This window comes from Micromonospora sp. SYSU B005, from assembly GCF_055362685.1.
This window is the reverse complement of sequence record NZ_JAXCFU010000001.1, coordinates 252,124-273,225: the sequence shown is the minus strand read 5'-3', so window position 1 is coordinate 273,225 and position 21,102 is coordinate 252,124. Positions and strand designations below refer to the sequence as shown.

20 protein-coding genes are annotated in these 21,102 nt (G+C 72.3%); 7 read left to right on the top strand and 13 right to left on the bottom strand.

Annotated features, from left to right (window positions below; all coding sequences use genetic code 11):
• Nucleotides 1-297: 297 nt before the first annotated feature.
• Entirely contained in the window at nt 298-1,248 is a 951-nt protein-coding gene (locus SM452_RS01255; RefSeq protein ID WP_135241886.1) for a diacylglycerol/lipid kinase family protein, read from the bottom strand.
• Nucleotides 1,249-1,291: 43 nt separating this feature from the next.
• On the opposite strand from SM452_RS01255, the gene SM452_RS01250 reads away from it, so the two are divergent.
• Nucleotides 1,292-1,693, top strand: a complete 402-nt coding sequence (locus SM452_RS01250) for a hypothetical protein (RefSeq protein WP_262013938.1) — start codon at nt 1,292-1,294, stop codon at nt 1,691-1,693.
• 29 nt (nt 1,694-1,722) lie between these two features.
• On the opposite strand, the gene SM452_RS01245 is transcribed toward SM452_RS01250, so the two are convergent.
• The 3 genes from SM452_RS01245 to sodN are packed head-to-tail and all read right to left on the bottom strand — an operon-like array spanning nt 1,723 to nt 3,088.
• Nucleotides 1,723-2,130, bottom strand: a complete 408-nt coding sequence (locus SM452_RS01245; RefSeq protein WP_262013937.1) for an ATP-binding protein — start codon at nt 2,128-2,130, stop codon at nt 1,723-1,725.
• Between the two features lie 32 nt (nt 2,131-2,162).
• Nucleotides 2,163-2,687 (bottom strand): GNAT family N-acetyltransferase, encoded by a 525-nt coding sequence (locus SM452_RS01240; protein ID WP_355512282.1) that lies wholly within the window; start codon nt 2,685-2,687, stop codon nt 2,163-2,165.
• On the bottom strand, nt 2,684-3,088 hold the full coding sequence (gene sodN / locus SM452_RS01235) for a superoxide dismutase, Ni (protein ID WP_135241884.1): 405 nt from the start codon (nt 3,086-3,088) through the stop codon (nt 2,684-2,686). The genes SM452_RS01240 and sodN overlap by 4 nt, the downstream gene beginning before the upstream one ends.
• Before the next feature lie 78 nt (nt 3,089-3,166).
• Here sodN and SM452_RS01230 point away from each other — a divergent pair, with 78 nt between their 5' ends.
• From SM452_RS01230 to SM452_RS01220, 3 genes are all read left to right on the top strand, one after another.
• Nucleotides 3,167-3,505 carry a S26 family signal peptidase gene (locus SM452_RS01230; protein WP_463839180.1) on the top strand — a complete coding sequence of 113 codons (339 nt, stop codon included), beginning with the start codon at nt 3,167-3,169 and terminating at the stop codon, nt 3,503-3,505.
• Between the two features lie 157 nt (nt 3,506-3,662).
• A complete protein-coding gene (locus SM452_RS01225) occupies nt 3,663-4,838 on the top strand; it encodes an NAD(P)-dependent malic enzyme (RefSeq protein WP_262013934.1) in 1,176 nt (391 codons plus the stop codon).
• 76 nt (nt 4,839-4,914) lie between these two features.
• Complete coding sequence (locus SM452_RS01220) at nt 4,915-5,877, top strand: zinc-binding dehydrogenase (RefSeq protein ID WP_355512279.1); 963 nt, start codon at nt 4,915-4,917, stop codon at nt 5,875-5,877.
• 4 nt (nt 5,878-5,881) lie between these two features.
• On the opposite strand, the gene SM452_RS01215 is transcribed toward SM452_RS01220, so the two are convergent.
• From SM452_RS01215 to SM452_RS01205, 3 genes are all read right to left on the bottom strand, one after another.
• A complete protein-coding gene (locus tag SM452_RS01215) occupies nt 5,882-6,847 on the bottom strand; it encodes an alpha/beta hydrolase family protein (RefSeq protein ID WP_355512277.1) in 966 nt (321 codons plus the stop codon).
• A gap of 39 nt (nt 6,848-6,886) precedes the next feature.
• Nucleotides 6,887-7,420 (bottom strand): nucleotidyltransferase domain-containing protein, encoded by a 534-nt coding sequence (locus tag SM452_RS01210; protein WP_355512275.1) that lies wholly within the window; start codon nt 7,418-7,420, stop codon nt 6,887-6,889.
• Nucleotides 7,421-7,544: 124 nt separating this feature from the next.
• Nucleotides 7,545-8,543 (bottom strand): alpha/beta hydrolase family protein, encoded by a 999-nt coding sequence (locus SM452_RS01205; RefSeq protein WP_366622368.1) that lies wholly within the window; start codon nt 8,541-8,543, stop codon nt 7,545-7,547.
• A 181-nt stretch (nt 8,544-8,724) separates the two neighbouring features.
• Here SM452_RS01205 and SM452_RS01200 point away from each other — a divergent pair, with 181 nt between their 5' ends.
• On the top strand, nt 8,725-8,898 hold the full coding sequence (locus SM452_RS01200) for a hypothetical protein (RefSeq protein ID WP_262013929.1): 174 nt from the start codon (nt 8,725-8,727) through the stop codon (nt 8,896-8,898).
• 81 nt (nt 8,899-8,979) lie between these two features.
• Here the strand turns inward: SM452_RS01200 and SM452_RS01195 are convergent, their stop codons facing one another.
• Complete coding sequence (locus tag SM452_RS01195; protein ID WP_463839179.1) at nt 8,980-10,092, bottom strand: acetate/propionate family kinase; 1,113 nt, start codon at nt 10,090-10,092, stop codon at nt 8,980-8,982.
• Nucleotides 10,089-12,164, bottom strand: a complete 2,076-nt coding sequence (gene pta / locus SM452_RS01190; RefSeq protein ID WP_262013927.1) for a phosphate acetyltransferase — start codon at nt 12,162-12,164, stop codon at nt 10,089-10,091. The genes SM452_RS01195 and pta overlap by 4 nt, the downstream gene beginning before the upstream one ends.
• Before the next feature lie 94 nt (nt 12,165-12,258).
• Here pta and SM452_RS01185 point away from each other — a divergent pair, with 94 nt between their 5' ends.
• Both SM452_RS01185 and SM452_RS01180 read left to right on the top strand, forming a co-directional pair.
• Nucleotides 12,259-12,783 (top strand): hypothetical protein, encoded by a 525-nt coding sequence (locus SM452_RS01185; protein ID WP_402807405.1) that lies wholly within the window; start codon nt 12,259-12,261, stop codon nt 12,781-12,783.
• Nucleotides 12,776-15,085 (top strand): bifunctional polysaccharide deacetylase/glycosyltransferase family 2 protein, encoded by a 2,310-nt coding sequence (locus SM452_RS01180; RefSeq protein ID WP_463839178.1) that lies wholly within the window; start codon nt 12,776-12,778, stop codon nt 15,083-15,085. Before SM452_RS01185 ends, SM452_RS01180 begins: the two co-directional genes overlap by 8 nt.
• A gap of 4 nt (nt 15,086-15,089) precedes the next feature.
• On the opposite strand, the gene SM452_RS01175 is transcribed toward SM452_RS01180, so the two are convergent.
• From SM452_RS01175 to SM452_RS01160, 4 genes are all read right to left on the bottom strand, one after another.
• Nucleotides 15,090-15,269, bottom strand: a complete 180-nt coding sequence (locus tag SM452_RS01175; RefSeq protein ID WP_030503218.1) for a DUF6104 family protein — start codon at nt 15,267-15,269, stop codon at nt 15,090-15,092.
• A gap of 63 nt (nt 15,270-15,332) precedes the next feature.
• Nucleotides 15,333-19,076, bottom strand: coding sequence for a multifunctional oxoglutarate decarboxylase/oxoglutarate dehydrogenase thiamine pyrophosphate-binding subunit/dihydrolipoyllysine-residue succinyltransferase subunit (locus SM452_RS01170; protein WP_262013924.1), 3,744 nt, complete (start codon nt 19,074-19,076; stop codon nt 15,333-15,335).
• Between the two features lie 258 nt (nt 19,077-19,334).
• Nucleotides 19,335-20,162: an ABC transporter permease gene (locus SM452_RS01165; RefSeq protein WP_262013923.1), complete on the bottom strand. Its 828-nt coding sequence runs from the start codon at nt 20,160-20,162 to the stop codon at nt 19,335-19,337.
• On the bottom strand, nt 20,159-21,100 hold the full coding sequence (locus SM452_RS01160; RefSeq protein WP_402807394.1) for an ABC transporter ATP-binding protein: 942 nt from the start codon (nt 21,098-21,100) through the stop codon (nt 20,159-20,161). The genes SM452_RS01165 and SM452_RS01160 overlap by 4 nt, the downstream gene beginning before the upstream one ends.
• Nucleotides 21,101-21,102: the final 2 nt, after the last annotated feature.

Below are 21,102 nucleotides of genomic sequence, written 5' to 3'. Positions count from 1 at the left end.
CTCAACCGAACGAGCATATCCAGGCAATGTCCCGGCAACACGAGTTCGCTTGTGAATACTTTCACGAACTACAGCGATGTCAAGGGTGGCGCTCGGAAAAACTCCGAACAGTGAGCGGGCTCACCACCCATTTGTCCGGGTTTGCCAGAGCCCTGGTTACCCGGCGTGCCACAGTCGATAATCAATGTAGTACGGTCTGCGTGACGTTGCTGACATTTCCGGCACCCTTCCTCGGCGTGGCGGCCACCGCGCCCGCGCGGCGGGGGGTCCGCGTCAACCGACTGGGATACCCGAGACCTAGCAGATTACTCTCAGTGCGGCCGGTACGGATGTGAATCGGACTTTCTCCCGCTCGCCGAGGTAGTCCCCGTCCAGCTGGAACGGCAACGGGCGCTCCGAGACCAGCGTGAACTCCGCCACGTCGTGCAGCCGCAGCACCTGCTTGCCGTGTGGATCCGGTCGCTTCGAGAAGAACTGCACCGCCGTACGGGCGGTGCTGGCGACCCGCAGCCGCCGTAACGCGAGCACGTCGAGCCCCAGGTCGAACGACGCCTCCGGGTTCGGGTTGATCTCCCGGTCGCCCAGGTACGTCCACGGCGCGGTGTTCTGGATGATCGCGGTGGCCAGCTCCGTCGCGGGCGCCTCACCCGGGCGCTCCAGCGTGATCGACGGGTGACGGCGGTCCGAGCCGACGAAGTACTGACCCGCGGTGGAGCGGAAGTAGAGCGCCGGGGTGGAGACGCGCCCCTTCTTGCGGGCCTGCTCCACCCGGCGGATGACCGCCGCGTCCAGCCCGAAGCCGGCGCAGAACGTGAAGTAGCGGTCGTCGGCCCGGCCCAGCCCGATCGTGCGGGACCGGCCCAGCCGTAGCCCCTCCAGGATCATGCTGGTGCCGTCCGGCCACTCCCGGGGCAGCCCGAGTGCGCGGGCGAAGACGTTCGTCGAACCGCCCGGCACGGTGGCCAGCGCGGGCAGCCGCTCGGCCGAGGTCTGTCCGGTACGGAACGTCGGCGGCTCCGCCGCCATCAGGCCGTTCACCACCTCGTTGACGGTGCCGTCGCCGCCGAGCGTGACGACCAGGTCGACGCCCTCCTGGGCGGCCTCCCGGGCCAGGTCCATGGCGTGGCCCCGCCGGCGGGTGTACCGCACCGACAGGTCGACTTCACTGCGCAACGCCCGGACCAGCACGTCCCGGCTGCGCTCGCTGGTGGTGGTGGCCTTCGGATTGACCACCAGGACGGCCCGCATGGGCGGCACTGTACCGCGACTACCCACCGGTATCGTGGCGCCCGTGACGATCGACTCCGACCCGCTCCCCGGCACGCTGCGCGCCGCGGTGCTCCTGCTACGTGCCGAGGCGGTGGCGCTGGGGCTGATCGCGGTGTGGCTCATCTGGTCCGACCTCACCGCCGACACGACGGATCTGACCTCGGCGCTGCTGGTGACCGTCTTCGCGGTCGGCGGCGCGGTGGCGCTCTGGGCGCTCGGCGGCGCGCTGTCCCGCCGCCGCGCCGGTGCCCGCGCGCCGGCCATCGTGCTTCAGCTCATGCTGCTGCCGGTCGGCTGGTTCATGATCGAGGGCGGCATGGGCTGGCTCGGGGTGCCGCTGATCGCGCTCGGGATCGGCATGGTCGGGCTGCTGGTGAGCGGTCCGACCAACCGCGCGCTGGGTTTCGGCGAGCCGGCCGCCTGAGCGCCGCCGGGGCCGTGGCCGCGCGTCGGTCAGTAGATGCCGGCGCGGCGGGTCAGCAGCGAGATGGTGGCCCGGCCGCCGGACGCGTGGGCGTTCGCCCCGGTGGTCAGCGCGGTCAGCACCTTCCAGGCGAACGACGACTCGGACGGCAGCGTGGCGCCCCGGACCGTCGGCACCGTCACCTCGACGGTGAGGGCGTCGTCGGTGACCGCGAAGCGGCACTCCAGCTCGGCGTCGCGGGTGGCGATGGCGAGCAGCATGGCGCACGCCTCGTCGACGGCGATGCGCAGATCCTCGATCTCGTCGAGGGCGAACTGGAGCCGGGCCGCGAGGCCGGCCGTGGCGGTGCGGAGCACGCCGAGGTAACCACCGTCGGCGGGCACGGTGAGGTGGACGACGTCGTCATCAGTCGTCGGGTGCCCGGTCAGTTGAGTCACGGCTCCTCCCCCCGGTGCGGGACTCTACCCGGTCAGCGGGCGGGGCGCGTGGGCGCGGCGGTCGCGTGCGTGGCTAGCTCGTGCAACGCCGGCCCGGCCAGGCGGTACGGCGTCCACTCGTCCATCGGCGTGGCGCCGATCGCGGCGTAGAAGCGGGCCGCCGGGTTCCAGTGGATCATCCACCACTCCAGGCGCTGGTAGCCGCGCTCGACGCAGATCGAGGCCAGCGTGGCGAGCAGCATCCGGCCCGCGCCGGTGCCCCGGGCGTCCGGGTGGACGTAGAGGTCCTCCAGGTAGATGCCGTGCACGCCGGCCCAGGTGGAGAAGTTGAGGAACCAGAGCGCGAAGCCGATCGGCCGGTCCGAGGCGTCGACGGCGACGTGGCCGTACAGCGCCGGGGACGGGCCGAACAGCGCCGCGTCGAGCTGTGCCGTGGTGAGGTGGCACTGCTCGGGCGCGCGCTCGTACTCGGCGAGTTCGTGCACCATGGCGACGACGGCCGGTACGTCCTCGGGACGTACCGGCCGGATCGTCGGAGTGCCGTCGGGCGACGTCACGCCTGCTTGGTCTCCCAGAAGATCTTCGAGATCTCGTCGATCTTCGCCAGCAGCTCGTCGGCCTTGGCCGGGTCGGTGCCGCCCTTGGCGCCGGCCGCGCCGGCCAGCTTGGTGGCCTCGTTGAACAGCTGGTGCAGGTGCGGGTACTTCTCGAAGTGCTGCGGCTTGAAGTAGTCGGTCCAGAGCACCCACAGGTGGTGCTTGACCAGCTCCGCCCGCTGCTCCTTGATCAGGATGGCGCGGGTGCGGAACTCCGGGTCGGTGTTGGCCTGGTACTTCTCGCAGATCATTTTGACCGACTCGGCCTCGATCCGGGCCTGGGCCGGGTCGTATACGCCGCAGGGCAGGTCGCAGTGAGCGCTGGCCGTCACCCGGGGCGTGAGGATGCGGGGAAGGCGCATCAGGGTCCTCCATGGGTTGTTTGCGATGATCCAAGACGACATTACTCCTGGAGACGCCTTCCGGGGCTGGGAGGTGACATGGCGCCCACCGGGGAACCTCCGGCCCTGCGCGGCCCGCTGGTGCCGGTGCTGGTGACCGGCCCGTCCATGGCCCCGACGCTGCGTCACGGCGACGCGGTGCTGGTCCGCACGAAAGGCCGGCCGGTACGCCCCGGCGACGTGGTCGTCGCGGTGTTCCGCAGCCGTCCCGACCTGCTCGTCGTGAAGCGGGCTGTGGAACCGCGCGACGGCGGATGGTGGTTGCGCGGCGACAACGAGTTCGTCGCCGACGACTCCCGGGCGTACGGGGTGGCCGACGTCCGCGGCCGGGTGGTGGCCCGCTGGTGGCCGCGTCCGGGACGGGTCAGGGGCGGGTGACGACCGGAGCGGATATGACCCCGCTCACATACTGGGTGCCGAAGCGTGACTATGCTCGAAAAGTGCCCGGGTGACCCCCGCACCGCCGCGCCGCCGGTCGCTGACCACCGCTGACCACGCCGGCCGGTCCGTCTGCTCGACAGATCCTGGAGTCACCATGTCTTCGTCCACCCCGGACCCCGCCGATCCCGTCTTCCGCCTGCACGTCGGCGGCAAGATGGCAGTCGCCTCCACCGTGCCGCTGACCAGCCGCGAGGACCTCTCCCTCGCGTACACCCCGGGGGTTGCCCGGGTGTGTGAGGCGATCGCCGCCGACCCCGCGCTCGCCGACACCTACACCTGGGTGTCGCACACCGTCGCGGTGGTCACCGACGGGTCCGCCGTACTCGGTCTGGGCAACATCGGCCCGCGCGCCGCGCTGCCCGTGATGGAGGGCAAGGCGGTGCTGTTCAAGCAGTTCGCCGGCGTGGACGCGGTGCCGGTCTGCCTGGACACCCAGGACGTGGACGAGATCGTGGCCACGGTCAAGGCGCTCGCGCCCTCGTTCGGCGGGATCAACCTGGAGGACATCAGCGCCCCGCGCTGCTTCGAGGTGGAGCGCCGGCTCGACGAGGCGCTGGACATCCCGGTCTTCCACGACGACCAGCACGGCACCGCGATCGTGGTGCTCGCCGCGCTGCGCAACGCCGCGACGCTGCTCAACCGCAAGCTCGGCGACCTGCGGGTGGCGGTCAGCGGTGCGGGCGCGGCCGGGGTGGCGGTCACCAAGATGCTGATCGCCGGCGGCGTCGACCCGGACCGGGTGGTGGTGTGCGACTCGCGCGGCATCATCGGCCGGCACCGCGAGCTGACCGGCACCAAGGCCGAGCTGGCCGAGCTCACCAACGCCGAGGGCCGGCAGGGCGGCATCACCGAGGCGCTGCGCGACGCGGACGTGCTCGTGGGCGTCTCCGGCGGCCAGATCCCGGAGGCGGCGGTGGCCGGCATGGCCCCCGGCGGCATCGTGTTCGCGCTGGCCAACCCCACCCCGGAGGTGCATCCCGAGGTGGCCGCCCGGCACGTGGCGGTGGTCGCCACCGGGCGCAGCGACTACCCGAACCAGATCAACAACGTGCTCGCGTTCCCCGGTGTGTTCCGGGGCGCGCTGGACGCCGGGGCCACCCGGATCACCGACTCGATGAAGGTGGCCGCCGCCGACGCCATCGCCGGCGTGGTCGCCGAGTCGCTCACCGCCGACGCGATCGTGCCCTCGCCGCTGGACCCGCGGGTCGCCCCGGCGGTGGCCGAGGCGGTCGCCGAGGCCGCCCGCCGCGACGGCGTCGCCCGCCGCTGAGATGTAAGGAAGGGGCCCTTCCCAACGCCTCCGGTAGAGGACGGGCCCCTTCTTAACTCCTGCTCAGCTTGTTACCGTGCCGATCATGCGTGCTGCCTATGCCTCGGCCTTCGACGCCGACAACCCGCTCGCCGCGCTCGCCGTCGGCGACCGTCCCGAGCCGACCGCCCCACAGGACGACTGGGTCACCGTGCAGGTCCGGGCCAGCTCGCTCAACCACCACGACCTCTGGTCGCTGCGCGGTGTGGGCCTCACCGCCGGCCAGCTCCCGATGATCCTCGGCTGCGACGCGGTCGGCACCGACCCGGACGGCAACGAGGTGGTCATCTACCCGGTCGTGCCCACTCCAGGTGACCCGCGCGGGGTCTCCATCCTCTCCGAGCACTACCAGGGCACGTTCGCCGAGCGTGTCGCCGTACCCCGGATGAACCTGCTGCCGCTGCCCGACGGCCTGTCGGCGACCGACGCGGCGTGCCTGCCCACGGCCTGGCTCACCGCGTGGCGGATGCTGACCACCAAGGGCCGGGTCGCCGACGGCGAGTCGGTGCTGGTCCAGGGCGCCGGCGGTGGCGTGGCCACCGCGGCCGTCGCACTCGGCGTCGCACTCGGCAAGCGGGTGTACGCGACCAGCCGCGACGCCGGCAAGCGGGAGCGGATCGCCGAGCTGGGCGCGACCGCGCTGGAACCCGGCGCGCGGCTGCCGGAACGGGTCGACGTGGTGATCGAGACGGTCGGCGCGGCCACCTTCGACCACTCGCTGAAGTCGGCCGCCCCGACGGCCCGGATCGTGGTCTCGGGCGCCACCTCCGGGCACGAGCCGAAGATCAACCTGCGCCGGGTCTTCGCCATGCAGCTGGAGATCCTCGGCACGTCGATGGGCACCCCGGACGAGCTGACCGAGCTGCTCGCGTTCTGCGCCGAGCACGAGGTACGTCCGGTGGTCGACCGGGTGGTGCCGTTCAGTGAAATCTCCGAGGCGTTCGCCCGGCTGCACTCCGGTGACGTCTTCGGCAAGGTGGTCGTCGACCACACCTCCTGACGTCTCAGAGCCGGTCGTCCAGGGTGGCCAGGCCGCCCCGGGCGGCGTCGGCGGGGAGGCGCTTCTTCGCCGCCGGATCGCCGTAGAGCGTCCAGCGGAGGAACTCGACTGTGGTGTCGGCGACCACGCCCAGCGCCTTGCCGTCGCCGAGCAGCGCCCGGCCGTGGTCGCCCTTGGGCAGGCTGAGCATCGCCTTCGGCCACGGCACCGCGTCGTACACGGCCTTGCCCGCCGCGTACGACACCACCTCGTCGGCCTCGCCGTGCACGAACAGCTGCGGCGCGGCGGCGCCGGCGAACGCGGTACCCACACCGAGCGCGGTGCCGGCGAAGACGATTCCCGCGTCCAGCCGCTCGTCCCGGCCCGCGGTGAACAGCCCGATAGTGGTCACGCCACCGGCGCTGTGCCCGGTCGCGGCCACCCGCTCCGGGTCCAGCCGGCCGCGCAGCGGATCGCCGGCCTTCTCACCGAGCGCGAGCACCCGGGTCAGCACGTACGACACGTCGGCCGGCTGGTTGAGCACGTCCAGCGGGTTGCCGTCGGTGCCCCGGGAGGTGTGCGGGAAACGCGGCGCGGCGACCACGAACCCGGCCGCCGCCCAGCGGGTCAGCAGCGCCTGGTAGTCCTCCGGCCGGGCACTGAGCCCGTGGCTGAACAGCACCACCGGGAACCGCCCGTCCGCCGCCGGGGCGGACCGCTCGACCCCGCCACCGGCCGCGCCCGCCGCCGGGTACCAGAGCGTCACCGGCAACGGCCGGTCGCCGTCGCGGTTCAGCTTCACCTGGCGTACGCCGACAGCGAAGCTCTCCGCAGGCGCCTTGCCGACGGGTACGCGCGGAGTCGGCGCGGCACTTGTCGGTGGAGCGTCGGGAGCGGGCTGCCCGGCCGGGGCGGTGGGCTGCCCCGAGCAGCCGGCGAGGGCGGCGCCGAGCACGGCGGCGGTGAGCAGGGCGACGGGACGACGGCGCATGAACTCGATTGTGCCTCGCGATCGGGCGGCCAGGCCCGGTCAGCGCTCCGGGTGACCACCGGCTGACGCCCGGAGGCGAGCCAGGTCGGCGGCGTCCTTCGCCCGGCGCGGGCGCTCCGGCATCCAGACCGGGAACATCTCCTTGAACTCGATCTGCGCGGCCACGCTGATCACCGGTGCCGTGAGCGCGCCGATCCGGCCGGGCGGCCCGGCTAGCATCCCCTCCGGCAGGATGGTGCCCGCCCACGGTCCGGCGCCGACGACCACCCGGCCCTCCGCGTCCCGGTCGAGGTACGCGAAGCTCAGCTCGACGTCGTCGCGCAGCAGGTCGAGCTGCGTCGCGGCGGGCATCCGGGGATCGGGGCGCCAGCCGAGCGCGCCGAGCCGGTCGGCCAGCGTCGCGGCGTCGCGCCGCCAGCAGTACCAGTCGACGTCGACGTGCGGCCGGGTCACCTCGCCGAGGTGGAAGTCCATTGCCCAGCCGCCACGCAGCCACACGTCGATCCCGCAGGCGCCGGCCACATCGACGACCTCCCGGATCGCCCCCAGCTGCCGCCCCTCCAGCCTGTCCACCCCGGCACCCTACCCACCCCACTCCGCCCCAGGGGAGCGTCGATCATGAAGTTGACGGCGACAAACCGGACAGCGAACGCCGTCAACTTCATGATCGACGAGACAAAGGGGCGGGGGTGGGGCGTCAGGTGGGGAGGGCTCGGGTGGTGAAGGTGGTGGTGGCCGGCGCGGTCGCGTCGGTGGGGAGGCGGTGCAGGGCGGCGCGGTCGGCGTAGAGCGTCCAGCGCAGGAAGTCGGTGGTGGTGTCGAGCACCTGGGGGAAGCCGGGCCGCCCCGGTGTCAGGTATTCGCCGTGGCCCTGACCGGTGAGGCTCAGGAAGGCGGCCGGCCCGAGACAGCGGGCGTACGCGGCCCGGCCGATCGACTCCGGCACGATCCGGTCGGCGCTCCCGTGCACGAACAGCATCGGTGCGAGCGGCCGGGAGGGACCGGCGACCATGCGGCCACCGGCGATCACGATTCCGGCCCGCAGCGGGGACGACTGCCCGGAGGCGAACATGCCGAGCGTGGTGTGCCCGCCGGCCGAGTGCCCGGCGGCGGCGAACCGGTCCACCGCCAGGTGCGCCCCGAGCGGATCGCCGGGGCGGGCGCCCAGCCGGACCAGGTGACGGATCAGCCGCCAGGCATCGGCGGGCTGGTTGCGGACGTCCTCCCGGGTGAACGCGCGGGCGCGCTGGTTCGTCCGCGGGTAGGTGGGCGCGACCACCACGAACCCGGCGGCGGCCCAGCGGCTGGTCAGCGCCGCGTGCAACGCGGGCAGGCTGCGCAGTCCGTGGCTGTAGAGGACCACCGGGAACCGTCCGGCGGCGAACGGCGCTCCCGGCCGGACGCGCGGTCCGCGCGCCGGACCGGGGCTCGCCGGTACGGCCCGGGGGGAGCCGGAGGCAGTGGCGGAAGCAGACGTGGGCGGGCCGGGCGAAGACGGGGTGGCCGGGTACCAGACGGTGACCGGCAGTGGGCGCCTGCCGTCCGGGTCGAGCGTGAACTGCCGCATCCCCACCGCGTACGAGCGTTCCGGCGCGGGCCCGACGCCTGCCGGGACCGGGTCGGACGTGGCCACGGCCGGGCCGCAACCGGCCAGCAGCGCCGTCATCAGCGCGGCGACCAGCCGCTGCCCCCTCACACCTGCACGGTAGGCAGCCGAGCGGTCGGTCCGCGCCCGCCGTCCGGGCCGGTCGGGGTCGCCACCCGGGCGGCTCCCGCCTCCACCGGGTGGCCGGGTTTGCCCGATCCCGCCGACCGGATCCGCAGGTGGCGGCCCGGCGGGGCGGACCGGTCGGGTGGGCTTCGCTAGGGTCAGCCGCATGGCTGAGAACTACACCGACCCGAGTGGCAACACCGCGCAGTTCCGCGCATTCGTCGATTCTCCCGAGCCGGCCGCGTCGGCGTCGGCGCCGTCCCGCCTGCCGCTGATCGCCGGTGTGGCCGTTGCCGCCGTCGTGGTGGTCGCCCTGATCGCCTGGATCGCCCTGGGCTGACCGGGCTGACCAGGGCTGATCCCGGCCCGCCCGGCGCGTCCGACCCGCCCGGTCCGCGCGGGGAGGCCGGGGCGCACGCGGTCAGACGCCGAGCACCTCGCGGGTCTCGCGGGCGATCTCCCGCTCCTCGTCGGTGCCGACCACGAGCACCGCGACCTCCGCGTCGTCCGGGGAGACGACCCGGTCGCCGTGGCCGTCGTTGCGCGCCGGGTCGACGGCGACGCCCAGCCGCTCCAACCCGGCCAGCGACGCCGCCCGCACCGGAGCGGCGTGCTCGCCGACCCCGGCGGTGAACGCGATCGCGTCGACCCGGCCGAGCAGCGCGTAGTACGCGCCGACGTAGCCGGTGATCCGCCGGCAGTAGACGTCGAACGCCAGCGTCGCGTCCGGGTCACCGGCGTCGCGGCGGGCCAGCACCTCGCGCATGTCGTTGACGCCGGTCAGCCCGAGCAGGCCGCTGCGGTGGTTGAGCAGGTCGTCGATGTCGTCCACGACCATGCCGCCCTCGCGGCGCAGGTGGAAGATGACTGTCGGGTCGAGGTCGCCGCTGCGGGTGCCCATCACCAGGCCCTCCAGCGGGGACATGCCCATCGAGGTGGCCACGCTGCGCCCACCCTGGACGGCACACGCGCTCGCGCCGTTGCCCAGATGCAGGGTGATGGTGTTGAGCTGGTCGTACGGACGGTCGAGCAGGTCGGCGACGCGCCGCGAGACGTACGCGTGCGAGGTGCCGTGGAAGCCGTACCGGCGGACGCCGTACCGCTCGGCGGTGGCCTTGTCGATCGCGTACGTGGCGGCGGCCTCGGGCAGCGTGTGGTGGAACGCGGTGTCGAAGACGGCCACCTGCGGGACGTCCGGCAGCGCCTCCCGGGCCACCCGGATGCCGGCCAGGTTGGCCGGGTTGTGCAGCGGCGCCAGCGGCACCAGGTCCTCGATCGCGGTGACGACAGCGTCGTCGATGCGTACCGGCGCGCTGAACTTCCGCCCGCCGTGCACCACCCGGTGGCCGACGCCGGACAGCCCCGTCAGGTCGAGCCGGCCGATGATCTCCCGGACGGCGCTCTCGTGGTCGGCCGGCCCGCCGCCGGGTTCGCCGATCCGCTCGACGGTGCCCTTGTCCAGGACTACGTCGCCGTCGTACAGCCGGTACTTGACCGACGAGGACCCGCTGTTGAGGACCAGGATGCGGCTCATTCCGACGCCTCCGCGGCGGCCTGGATGGCGGTGATCGCCACCGTGTTGACGATGTCCGGCACGGTTGCGCCGCGGGACAGGTCGTTTACCGGCCGCCGCATGCCCTGCATGACCGGCCCGACCGCCACCGCTCCGGCGGACCGCTGCACCGCCTTGTACGTGTTGTTGCCGGTGTTGAGGTCCGGGAAGATGAACACCGTGGCCCGCCCGGCGACCGGGCTGTCCGGCAGCTTGGTGGCCGCCACCTGCGGGTCGATCGCCGCGTCGTACTGGATCGGGCCCTCGACGAGCAGGTCGGGCCGCCGTTCCCGGACCAGCTTGGTGGCCGCCGCGACCTTCTCCACGTCGGCGCCGGCGCCGGAGCTGCCGGTGGAGTACGACAGCATCGCCACCCGCGGCTCGATGCCGAACCGGGCCGCCGTGTCGGCCGACGAGATGGCGATGTCGGCGAGCTGGTCGGCGTCCGGGTCGGGGTTGACGGCGCAGTCGCCGTACACCAGCACCCGGTCGGCGAGCAGCATGAAGAAGACGCTGGACGCGACGGAGACGCCCGGCACGGTCCGGATGATCTCGAAGGCCGGGCGGATGGTGGCGGCTGTGGTGTGGGTGGCGCCGGAGACCATGCCGTCGGCGTGGCCGGTCTGCACCATCATCGTGCCGAAGTAGTTGGGCTGCGCCACGATGTCGTGCGCCAGTTCCACGGTGACGCCGCGGTGGGCGCGCAACTGCGCGTACGCCTGCGCGAACTCGTCCCGCCACGGGCTGGTCGCCGGGTCGACCACCTGGGCGTCACCGACGTCCACGCCCAGCTCCCGGGTGCGGCGGGCGATCTCGTCCGGGCGGCCGAGCAGGGTGATCTCGGCGACGCCCCGGCGCAGCAGCACCTCGGTCGCGCGCAGGATCCGCTCGTCGGCACCCTCGGGCAGCACCAGCCGGCGGCGCCGGGCGCGGGCCCTGTCGATCAGGTCGTTCTCGAACATCAGCGGGGTCACCCGCGCGGACCGGCTGACCCGCAGCCGGCGGGCCAGGTCGTCGGTGTCCACGCAGCGTTCGAACGCGCCGAGCGCTGCTTCGACCTTGCGCGGGTTGGCGGTGCTGGGGCGTCCCTCGATCCGGCTGGACGCGGAGACCGTGTCGTAGCTGTCGCTCGGCACCGACAGCACCGGCAGCCCGGTGTTCATCCGCTCGACCAGGCGCATGGCCCGCGGGTCGGGCTGCTCGCCGAGCGTGAGCACCAGCCCGGCCAGCGACACCTGCCCGGCCACGTGCGCGGCGCCGGCGGCGACCAGCAAATCCGCCCGGTCGCCCGGGGTGATCACCAGCGCCCCGTCGGTGAGGTGGTCCAGCAGCGTCGGCACGTGCGCCGCGCCGACCACGTAGTCGAGCACGTCGCGGTCGAGCGCGGTCTCGTCGCCGGTGAGCACGGTGCCGCGCAGCGCCGCGGCCACCTCGGCCACCGTCGGCGCCGACACGGTCGGCACCTCCGGGATCGCGTACGCGGGCACCGGCAGCTCGGGCAGCGTCATCGGCTCCGGTACGCGGTTGGCCAGCGCCGCGATCACCGTCGCGCCGAGGTCGACCAGATCGTGGTACGCGCCACGCAGCGCCGCCGCGATCGTGTCGGACGTCTGCCCGAACCCGTCCACGACGGGCACCACGACGCTGCCGAACTCGGTCGCCAGCCGGGCGTTGAAGGCCAGCTCACGGGGGCCGGTGCCGTCGCCGTAGGCGAAGTCGCTGCCGACCACCACTATCGCCGGGCAGCGCCGTTCCACCTCGCGGTAGCGGGTGACGATCCGGGAGATCAGCTCCTCCCGGCGGCCGTCCGCGACGAGCGCGCTCGCCTCGGCGTACGTGGCGCCGTACAGCTCGTCGACCGGCAGTTCCATCCGGTAGCGCTCGGTGAGCAGGGCGAGGATCGGGTCGGCGCCGTCACCGGCGACGAGCGGCCGGAACGCGCCTATCCGTTCCACCTGGCGGGACAACAGCTCGGCCAGCCCGAGCGCCACTGTCGATTTTCCCCCGCCCGAACCAACGCCGGTCAGGTACACGCTGCGCGCCACGGCACCCAACCTACAAGATCGAGGTCAGTGTTGCCTGTTCTGCCTGGTCACACGAGCTGCCCGGCGGAGAAGGTGGGGATTTTTCGCATCTACACTTGGCCGCGTGGATGGCCCGACCGCACTGATTCCTGTCGTACCGGAATCGCCCCCCGTCTTCGTCGACCCGAGCGGGCGGCGACGTCGGCGGCTGCGCCGTCTCGCCTACTGCGCCGGCGCGGCGGGTGTGGTCTACACGGTCATGGTCGGAGTCAGCTTCGCCGGCGGGCCGATCACTCCGGACAGCGTCATCCCGTTCGTCGAGCCGAGCACCGAGCAGCGGCTGCCGTCGCCGGGCCAGCCGGCGTCGCCGTCACCCGCGGTGACCCGGCCCACGCCGGACGCGCCCACCGACGTCCGAACCGCTCCGGTGCGGGTGCCGGCCACCTCCGTCGCCCCCGCCGCCACGGCCCCTCCGAGCCCTCGGTACCCCCGGCCGACCCGGACCGCCCCGACCGCGCCCCGGCCCGTCCAGACGCCGGCCACCACCGCGCCGCCCACCGCCCCCACCGCTGAGGTGCCGCCGCCCGTTGTCGACCCGCCGCCCGTCGTCGACCCGCCCGCCGCGCCGGCCGCGCCCGCCGATGAGTGACGAGGCACCCGCCCGCCCGTCGAACCGCGATCAGCCCACCGTCCCGCTGGACCCCCGCCGCGTGCACGCCCTCCGGCGGCACCGGGCCGGGCGGCAGCCGGACGACGCCACCGTCGTCCTGGACGTCCGGCAGATCCCCGGCGCGCCCCGGTCCCGTGGGCGGCGTCTGCTGCCCCGGCCGAGCTGGGCCCTGGTCGCCATGGTCGTGGTCGTCCTGGGCGGCCTGCTGGTCGTCGAGGCGTACACGAACGCCGCGTTCGTACCCGACAACCGGGTGACGCCCGGCAGCCAGCGGGAGGTGCCCAGCTCGGTGATCGGGGGCGGCCCGATCGTCAACGTCGGCGCGGAGGGCCGCACCCAGTCGCACCGCCTGCCGCCGCGCACCGTCGCGCTCACCTTCGACGACGGGCCGGACCCGCGGTGGACGCCGGAGGTGCTGCGCGTCCTGGACAAGCACCAGGTCAAGGCCACCTTCTTCGTCATCGGCTCGCAGGTCGTCCGCAACCCGGAGGTGACCCGCCGGCTGGTGGCCGAGGGGCACGAGCTGGGCGTGCACACGTTCACCCATCCAGACCTCGCCTCGCTGCCGCAGTGGCGGCGCGAACTGGAGTACGCACAGACGCAGCTCGCCATCGCCAGCACCACAGGCGTCCGGCCGTCGCTGCTGCGCTTCCCGTACTCGTCCCGCGCCGACGCCTACAGCGACCGGGACTGGCCGATGCTGCGGCAGGCCGGTGAGCTGGGCTACCTCACAGTGGTGAACGACGTCGACAGCCGGGACTGGGAGCTTCCGTCGGTAGAGGAGATGGTCGCCAGCGCCACGCCGGACGGGACGGCCGGCACGATCGCGCTCTGGCACGACGCGGGCGGCGACCGGTCCGGCACCGTGGCCGCGCTGGACCGGTACATCCCGATGATGCTGGAGCGCGGGTACCGCTTCACCACGGTCAGCGAGGGGCTCAACCAGACGTTCGCCGCCGCAGGCGTGTCCGGCCCGGTGGGCGGGCAGACGGCGGCCCCGCTCGACGAGCGGTGGCGGGGACACGTGCTGGTCGGCGCGGTACGCGTGGCCGACGGCATGTTCGGGGTGCTCGGCGTCTTCTTCGTGCTCGTCGGGGTGCTCACGATCGGCCGGACCCTGCTGCTGTTCGTTCTGGCCCCACGGCACGCGCGCCGCCGCCGTCGCCGCGACTGGTCGTGGGGTCCGCCGGTCACCGAACCGGTCTCGGTGATCGTGCCCGCGTACAACGAGCGGGAGGGCATCGCCGCGGCGGTCCGCTCGCTCGCGCTCGGTGACCACCCCGGCGGCATCGAGGTGGTGGTGGTCGACGACGGCTCGACGGACGGCACCGCCGACATCGTGGCGGCGCTTCGGCTGCCGAACGTCCGGGTCGTCCGCAAGCCCAACGGCGGCAAGCCGAGCGCGCTCAACACGGGCCTCGCGCTGGCCCGGCACGACCTGATCGTCATGGTCGACGGCGACACGATCTTCGAGCCGGACTCGGTCCGCCGGCTGGTCCAGCCGTTCGCCGACCCCCGCGTCGGCGTGGTCGCCGGGAACGTCAAGGTCGGCAACCGCCGCAGCCTGATCGCCAAGTGGCAGCACATCGAGTACGTCATCGGCTTCAACCTCGACCGCCGCCTCTACGAGACGCTGCGCTGCATGCCCACCGTCCCCGGCGCGATCGGCGCGTTCCGGCGCCAGGCGCTGGAGCAGGTGGGCGGCATGACCGACGACACGCTGGCCGAGGACACCGACGTCACCGTCGCCATCGGCCGGGCCGGCTGGCACATCGTGTACGAGGAGAGCGCCCGCGCCTGGACCGAGGCGCCGGCCACCATCGGCCAGTTGTGGAAGCAGCGGTACCGGTGGAGCTACGGCACCCTGCAGGCGATGTGGAAGCACCGGCGCTCGGTGATCGAGAGCGGCCCGTCGGGCCGGTTCGGCCGCCGGTCCCTGTCGTTCCTGACGCTGTTCGGCGTGCTGCTGCCGCTGGCCGCCCCGGTGATCGACCTGCTCGCGATATACGGGCTGATCTTCCTGGACCGCAGCGACACGGTGGTGGCCTGGCTGGCGATGCTCGCGCTCCAGTTCCTCACCGCGGTGCTGGCCTTCCGGCTGGACCGGGAGAAGCTCGGCGTGCTCTGGGTGCTGCCGTTGCAGCAGTTCGTCTACCGGCAGGTGATGTACCTGGTGCTGCTGCAGGCGGTCGGCACCGCGCTGACCGACGGCCGGCTGGGCTGGCAGAAGCTGCGGCGTACCGGAGACCTCCGGGTCGCCGGGCGGGGCGCGACCGGCTGACCCGTCAGTCGTCGTCCGGGTCGTCGAGGCGGGCCAGCCAGGTGGCGAACCGCTCGATCGGGGTCTCGAACTCCGGGTTCAGGTCGACGAAGTCACGCAGCCGCTCGCCCAGCCACTCCAGGCTGACCTGCTCGTCGCCACGGCGCTCGACCAGCTCCTCGATGCCACGGTCGGTGAAGTACACGGTTTTCCTCTCGTCGTACGGCAGCGGCCCGCCCCGGGTCGGGACGGGCCGCTGCCGGTGGTGTCACGGGCGGGGGAGAGCCGCCTCGATCAGCGCGTTCTGCTCGACCTCGTGCATCTTCGCCGAGCCCACCGCCGGCGCGGCGGCGGCCGGCCGGGAGATGCGGCGCAGCCGGACCTCGGGCAGGTGCTCCAGCAGGTTGAGCGCGACGAACGACCAGGCGCCCTGGTTGGCCGGCTCCTCCTGGACCCAGGCGAAGTCCTCGGCGTTCGGGTACTGCGCGAGCGCGGCCCGGACCTCCTCGACGGGCAGCGGGTAGAGCTGCTCCATCCGGATGATCGCGGTGTCGGTCACGCCCCGCTCCTGCCGGGCCTGGAACAGGTCGTAGTAGACCTTGCCCGAGCAGAGCAGCACCCGCTTCACCTGCTCCGGTGCCGGGGCCGCGGTGTCGGCCAGCACGGGCTGGAACGTCCCGGTGGTGAAGTCCTCCACCGGCGACACGCACAGCTTGTGCCGCAGCAGCGACTTCGGCGTGAACACCACAAGCGGCTTGCGCTTGGGCGACAGGGCCTGGCGGCGCAGCAGGTGGAAGTAGTTCGCCGGCGTGGTCGGGATGGCCACCCGCATGTTGTCCTCGGCGCAGAGCTGCAGGAACCGCTCCGGGCGGCCGGACGTGTGGTCCGGGCCCTGGCCCTCGTGGCCGTGCGGCAGCAGCAGCGTCACCGCGGAGCGCTGGCCCCACTTCACCTCGCCGGACGAGATGAACTCGTCGATCACCGACTGGGCGCCGTTGACGAAGTCACCGAACTGGGCCTCCCAGGCCACCAGCGCGTTGATGTTCTCCACCGAGTAGCCGTACTCGAAGCCCATGGCCGCGTACTCGGAGAGCAGCGAGTCGTGGACGAAGAAGCGCGACCGCTCGCCGTCGGCGGTGAGCGACATCAGCGGCAGGTAGTCCTCGCCGGTCTTGGCGTCGACCACCGAGGCGTGCCGCTGGACGAACGTGCCGCGGCGCGAGTCCTGCCCGGCGAGCCGGACGGTGACGCCGTCGTGCAGCAGCGTGCCGAACGCGATGATCTCGGCGAAGCCCCAGTCGATGCCGCCCTCGACGGACATCTTGCGGCGCCGCTCCAGCAGCTGCTGGATCCGCTTGTGCGGGGTGAAGCCCTCCGGCAGGTTGACGTGCGCCTCGCCGATCGCCTTGACCACTGCGGCGTCGGTGGCGGTGTCGACCTGCGGTTCCGGCTCCTCCTCCCGGGCCGGGCGGCTGAGCTGACGCGGGGTGGTGGCGGCGTCCCGGGTGGCCTTGAAGACCCGCTCCAGCTGCCCCTGGTAGTCGCGCAGCAGCTCCTCCGCGTCCTCCACGGTGATGTCGCCGCGCCCGATCAGCTCCTCGGTGTAGAGCTTCCGGACCGACCGCTTCGAGTCGATGATCTTGTACATCTCCGGGTTGGACATCGACGGGTCGTCACCCTCGTTGTGCCCGCGCCGGCGGTAGCAGACCATGTCGATCACGACGTCCTTGTTGAACGCCTGCCGGTACTCGAACGCGAGCCGGGCCACCCGGACCACTGCCTCCGGGTCGTCACCGTTCACGTGGAAGATCGGCGCCTGGATCATCCGGGCCACGTCGGTGCTGTAGAGGCTGGACCGGCTGTACTCCGGGGCGGTGGTGAAGCCGACCTGGTTGTTGACGACCACGTGCACGGTGCCGCCGGTGCGGTAGCCGCGCAGCTGGGAGAGGTTGAGCGTCTCGGCGACCACACCCTGGCCGGCGAAGGCGGCGTCACCGTGCACCGCCAGCGGCAGCACGGTGTAGCCCTCCAGCTTGAGGTCGATCCGGTCCTGCTTGGCCCGGACTATGCCCTCCAGCACCGGGTCGACGGCCTCCAGGTGCGACGGGTTCGCCACCACCGACACCTTGACCGCGTGCTCGCCGTCCGGGGTGGTGAACTTGCCGTTCTGGCCGAGGTGGTACTTCACGTCGCCCGAGCCCTGCGTGGACCGCGGGTCGAGGTGTCCCTCGAACTCGGAGAAGATCTTCTCGTACGGCTTGCCGACGATGTTCGCCAGCACGTTGAGCCGGCCGCGGTGGGCCATGCCGATGACGACCTCGTCCAGCCCGGCCTCGGCGGAGCACTCCAGCACCTCGCCGAGCAGCGGGATCAGCGACTCGCCGCCCTCCAGCGAGAAGCGCTTCTGGCCGACGTACTTGGTCTGCAGGAACGTCTCGAACGCCTCGGCGGCGTTGAGCCGGTTCAGCACGTGCTTCTGCTCGTCGGAGCTGGGCTTCTCGTACTTGCGCTCGACCCGCTCCTGGATCCAGCGCCGCTCCTCCGGGTCCTGGATGTGCATGTACTCGATGCCGACGCGGCGGCAGTACGAGTCGCGCAGCACGCCGAGGATCGAGCGCAGCTTCATCCGCTGCTGGCCGGCGAAGCCGTTGACCGGGAAGACGCGGTCGAGGTCCCACAGCGTGAGCCCGTGCTGGAGGACGTCCAGGTCCGGGTGCTTCCGGATCTTGAACTCCAGCGGGTCGGTGTCGGCCATCAGGTGGCCGCGGACCCGGTACGCGTGGATCAGCTCGTGCACCCGCGCGGTCTTGTTGATCTGGCCTTCGCTGTCGACTGCGACGTCGCGCATCCAGCGCACCGGCTCGTACGGGATCCGCAGCGAGGTGAAGATGTCGTCGTAGAAGCCGCGCTCGCCGAGCAGCAGCTCGTGCATGACCTTGAGGAACTCGCCGGACTGCGCGCCCTGGATGATCCGGTGGTCGTACGTGCTGGTCAGCGTGATGACCTTGCTGACCGCGTTCTCGGCCAGGGTGGCCTCGCTCATGCCCTGGTAGGGGGCCGGGTATTCCATCGCGCCGACGCCGATGATGGCGCTCTGCCCCTGCATCAGGCGCGGGATCGAGTGCACAGTGCCGATGCCGCCCGGGTTGGTGAGCGAGATCGTGGTGCCGGAGTAGTCCTCCATGGTCAGCTCGTTGCGGCGGGCGCGCCGGACCACGTCCTCGTACGCCTGCCAGAACTGCCGGAAGTCCATCTGCTCGCAGCCCTTGATGGACGGCACCACCAGGTTGCGCGAGCCGTCCGGCTTGACCAGGTCGATCGCGATGCCCAGGTTGACGTGCTCCGGGCGGACCATCGCCGGCTTGCCGTCGACCTCGGCGAAGGAGTTGTTCATCTCCGGGTGCTCGACGACCGCGCGGACGAGCGCGTACCCGATCAGGTGGGTGAAGCTGACCTTGCCACCGCGACCGCGGGTCAGGTGGTTGTTGATCACGATGCGGTTGTCGACGAGCAGCTTGGCCGGGACGGCGCGCACGCTGGTGGCGGTCGGGACCGACAGCGACGCGTCCATGTTCTGCACGATCTTGGCGGCGACGCCGCGCAGCGGCGTGGTGCCCGCGGCGCTCGCGGTCGGCGCCTTGGCGGCCGGCTTGGCCGGGGCGGACTTCTTGGCCGGCTCAGGGGCCTTCGCCGCCGGCTTGGCGGCGGGCTTGGCCGGAGCGGGCGTGGCCTTGGGTGCGGCCTTCGGCTCCGCCTTGGCGGGCTGCTCCTTGACGGTTGCCACTGCTTCCTGCTGCTCGGCCGGCTCCGGCTTCGCGGCCGGCTTGGCCTGCCCGTCCGGGCGCGGCGTGGCGGCGCCCGGGGCCGGCCGGTAGTCGGCGAAGAAGTCGTGCCAGGCCGAATCGACGCTCGAGGGGTCGGCGAGGTAACGCTGGTACATCTCCTCGACGATCCACTCGTTCGGGCCGAAACCCGCCAGTGGGTTCTCCTGCGAAGTCTGCTGGGTCGACACGGCCGCTAATCGCCTCTTTCACGCGGTTGTGAATGTCACGGTGGCCCCCGGTGACCCCCGGTTGCCGACGCTGGGTAAACCGATGCCAAGGCTACGCCGTGCGCTGCGCGCAGGCATTCTCGCCTCCGGCTGGTGGTCCGTTTCACAGAAGATGCCAGAAGTTCGGCAAACGCTGCGTGATCCACCGACTCCTGCTAGACGGAACGAACCCCGGCCGGTGACGTCCGTCACCGGCCGGGGTCCGTTCCGACCGCGAGGTCAGGAGATGTCGCGCTTGCGGATCGTGGCCACGCCGATCGCGCCGGCCACCACCGCGTATCCGATCAGCACGAGGGCGCCGGCCCACTGCGGCGGGTTGCCCGGGATGTCGGTGTCACCGCCCACCATGAGCCCGGAGGCCAGCGACGGCACCAGCAACTGGAGCTTGTTGATCCAGTCGCCGTACCGCGAGGCGAGCAGGCTCAGCACGATGACCGCGCCGATCGCGCCGCCCAGGTAGAACAGGATGCCGGTCACCGTGGCGCCGATCTGGCTGCGGATCAGCACGCCGAGCCCGACGCCGAGCACCGACCAGAGCAGGTAGGCCAGGCCGTTGAGCGCGATCGCCCGCCAGACGGCGCCGCTGCCGAGCTGCGAGCCGACGTCCACCGAGTTGAGGATCAGCGGCGAGATGATCAGGTTCAGCACTGTGGTGACGAGCCAGAACAGCAGCGCCAGCACGCCGGCCGCGACCAGCTTGGCCAGCATCACCGCGGTGCGGTGCGGTGCGGTGAGGAACGTGGTGGTCACCGTCTGGTGGAAGAACTCGCTGGTCACCACCACGATGCCCAGCAGCAGCACGATGAGCAGCCCGAAGAACTGCCCGTTGGTGTAGAGGTTGGCCGCCAGGTTGTCGGCGGCCGAGATGGCCTGCAACTGGTCGGACTGGTCGGCCGGCACCTCGCCGAAGTCTCCGCCGGCCAGCGCCTCGGTCTGCAACCAGTTGAAGAACAGCGTGAGCGCCCACAGCGCCAGGCTGATCAGGCCGAAGATCCACCAGGTGCTGGTGGTACGGATCTTGAGCAGTTCGGATCGGACAAGCGTCATCGGATCTCCGCCTTTCCGGCCGTCAGCTCCAGGAAGACCCCTTCGAGGTCGGGGCGCTCGGTGGTCAGCTCGTGCAGCTCCACCTTGGCGGCCAGCGCGACCCGGCCCACAGTCGGCGCGTCCACGCCGGTCACCAGCAGCGCGCCGTGCGGGTCGGTGTCGACGGTGGCCGACTGCTCGCGCAGCGCCGCGACCAGGTCGTCGGCCTGCGGGGTGCGCACCCGCACCCGCACGTCGTGCGTCATCGACGCCATCACCTGATCGACCGGGCCCTGCCGGACCAGCTTGCCGGCCGCGATGATCACCACGTCGTCGGCGAGCAGCTGCATCTCGGAGAGCAGGTGGCTGGAGACCAGCACGGTGCGCCCCTCGGCGGCCAGCCCCTTGAGGAAACCGCGCATCCAGCGGATGCCCTCCGGGTCCAGGCCGTTGGCCGGCTCGTCGAGGATCAGCACCTGCGGGTTGCCGAGCATCGCGGCGGCGATGCCGAGCCGCTGCTTCATGCCGAGCGAGTAGCCCTTGAACTTGCGCTTGGCCGCGGGCGTGAGCCCGACCAGGGCGAGCGCCTCGTCGGCGCGCTCCTTCGGCAGGCCCGCCGCCGCGCAGATCACCCGCAGGTGGTTGATGCCGGTGCGGCCCTTGTGCGCGCTGGACGCCTCCAGCACCGCGCCGACGGTACGCAGCGGGTCGGGCAGGTCGGCGTACCGGCTGCCGCCGATGGTGGCCGTGCCGGCGCTCGGCGTCACCAGGTTGAGCAGCATGCGCAGCGTGGTCGTCTTGCCGGCGCCGTTGGGGCCGAGGAAGCCGGTGACCCGGCCCGGCTCGACAGTGAACGACAGGTTGTCCACCGCGCGGACGGTCTTGTACTGCTTGGTCAGGCCGGACACGATGATCTGGCCGGTCCCGGCACTGGGGCGTGGCTGCCCGTCGGACATCATTC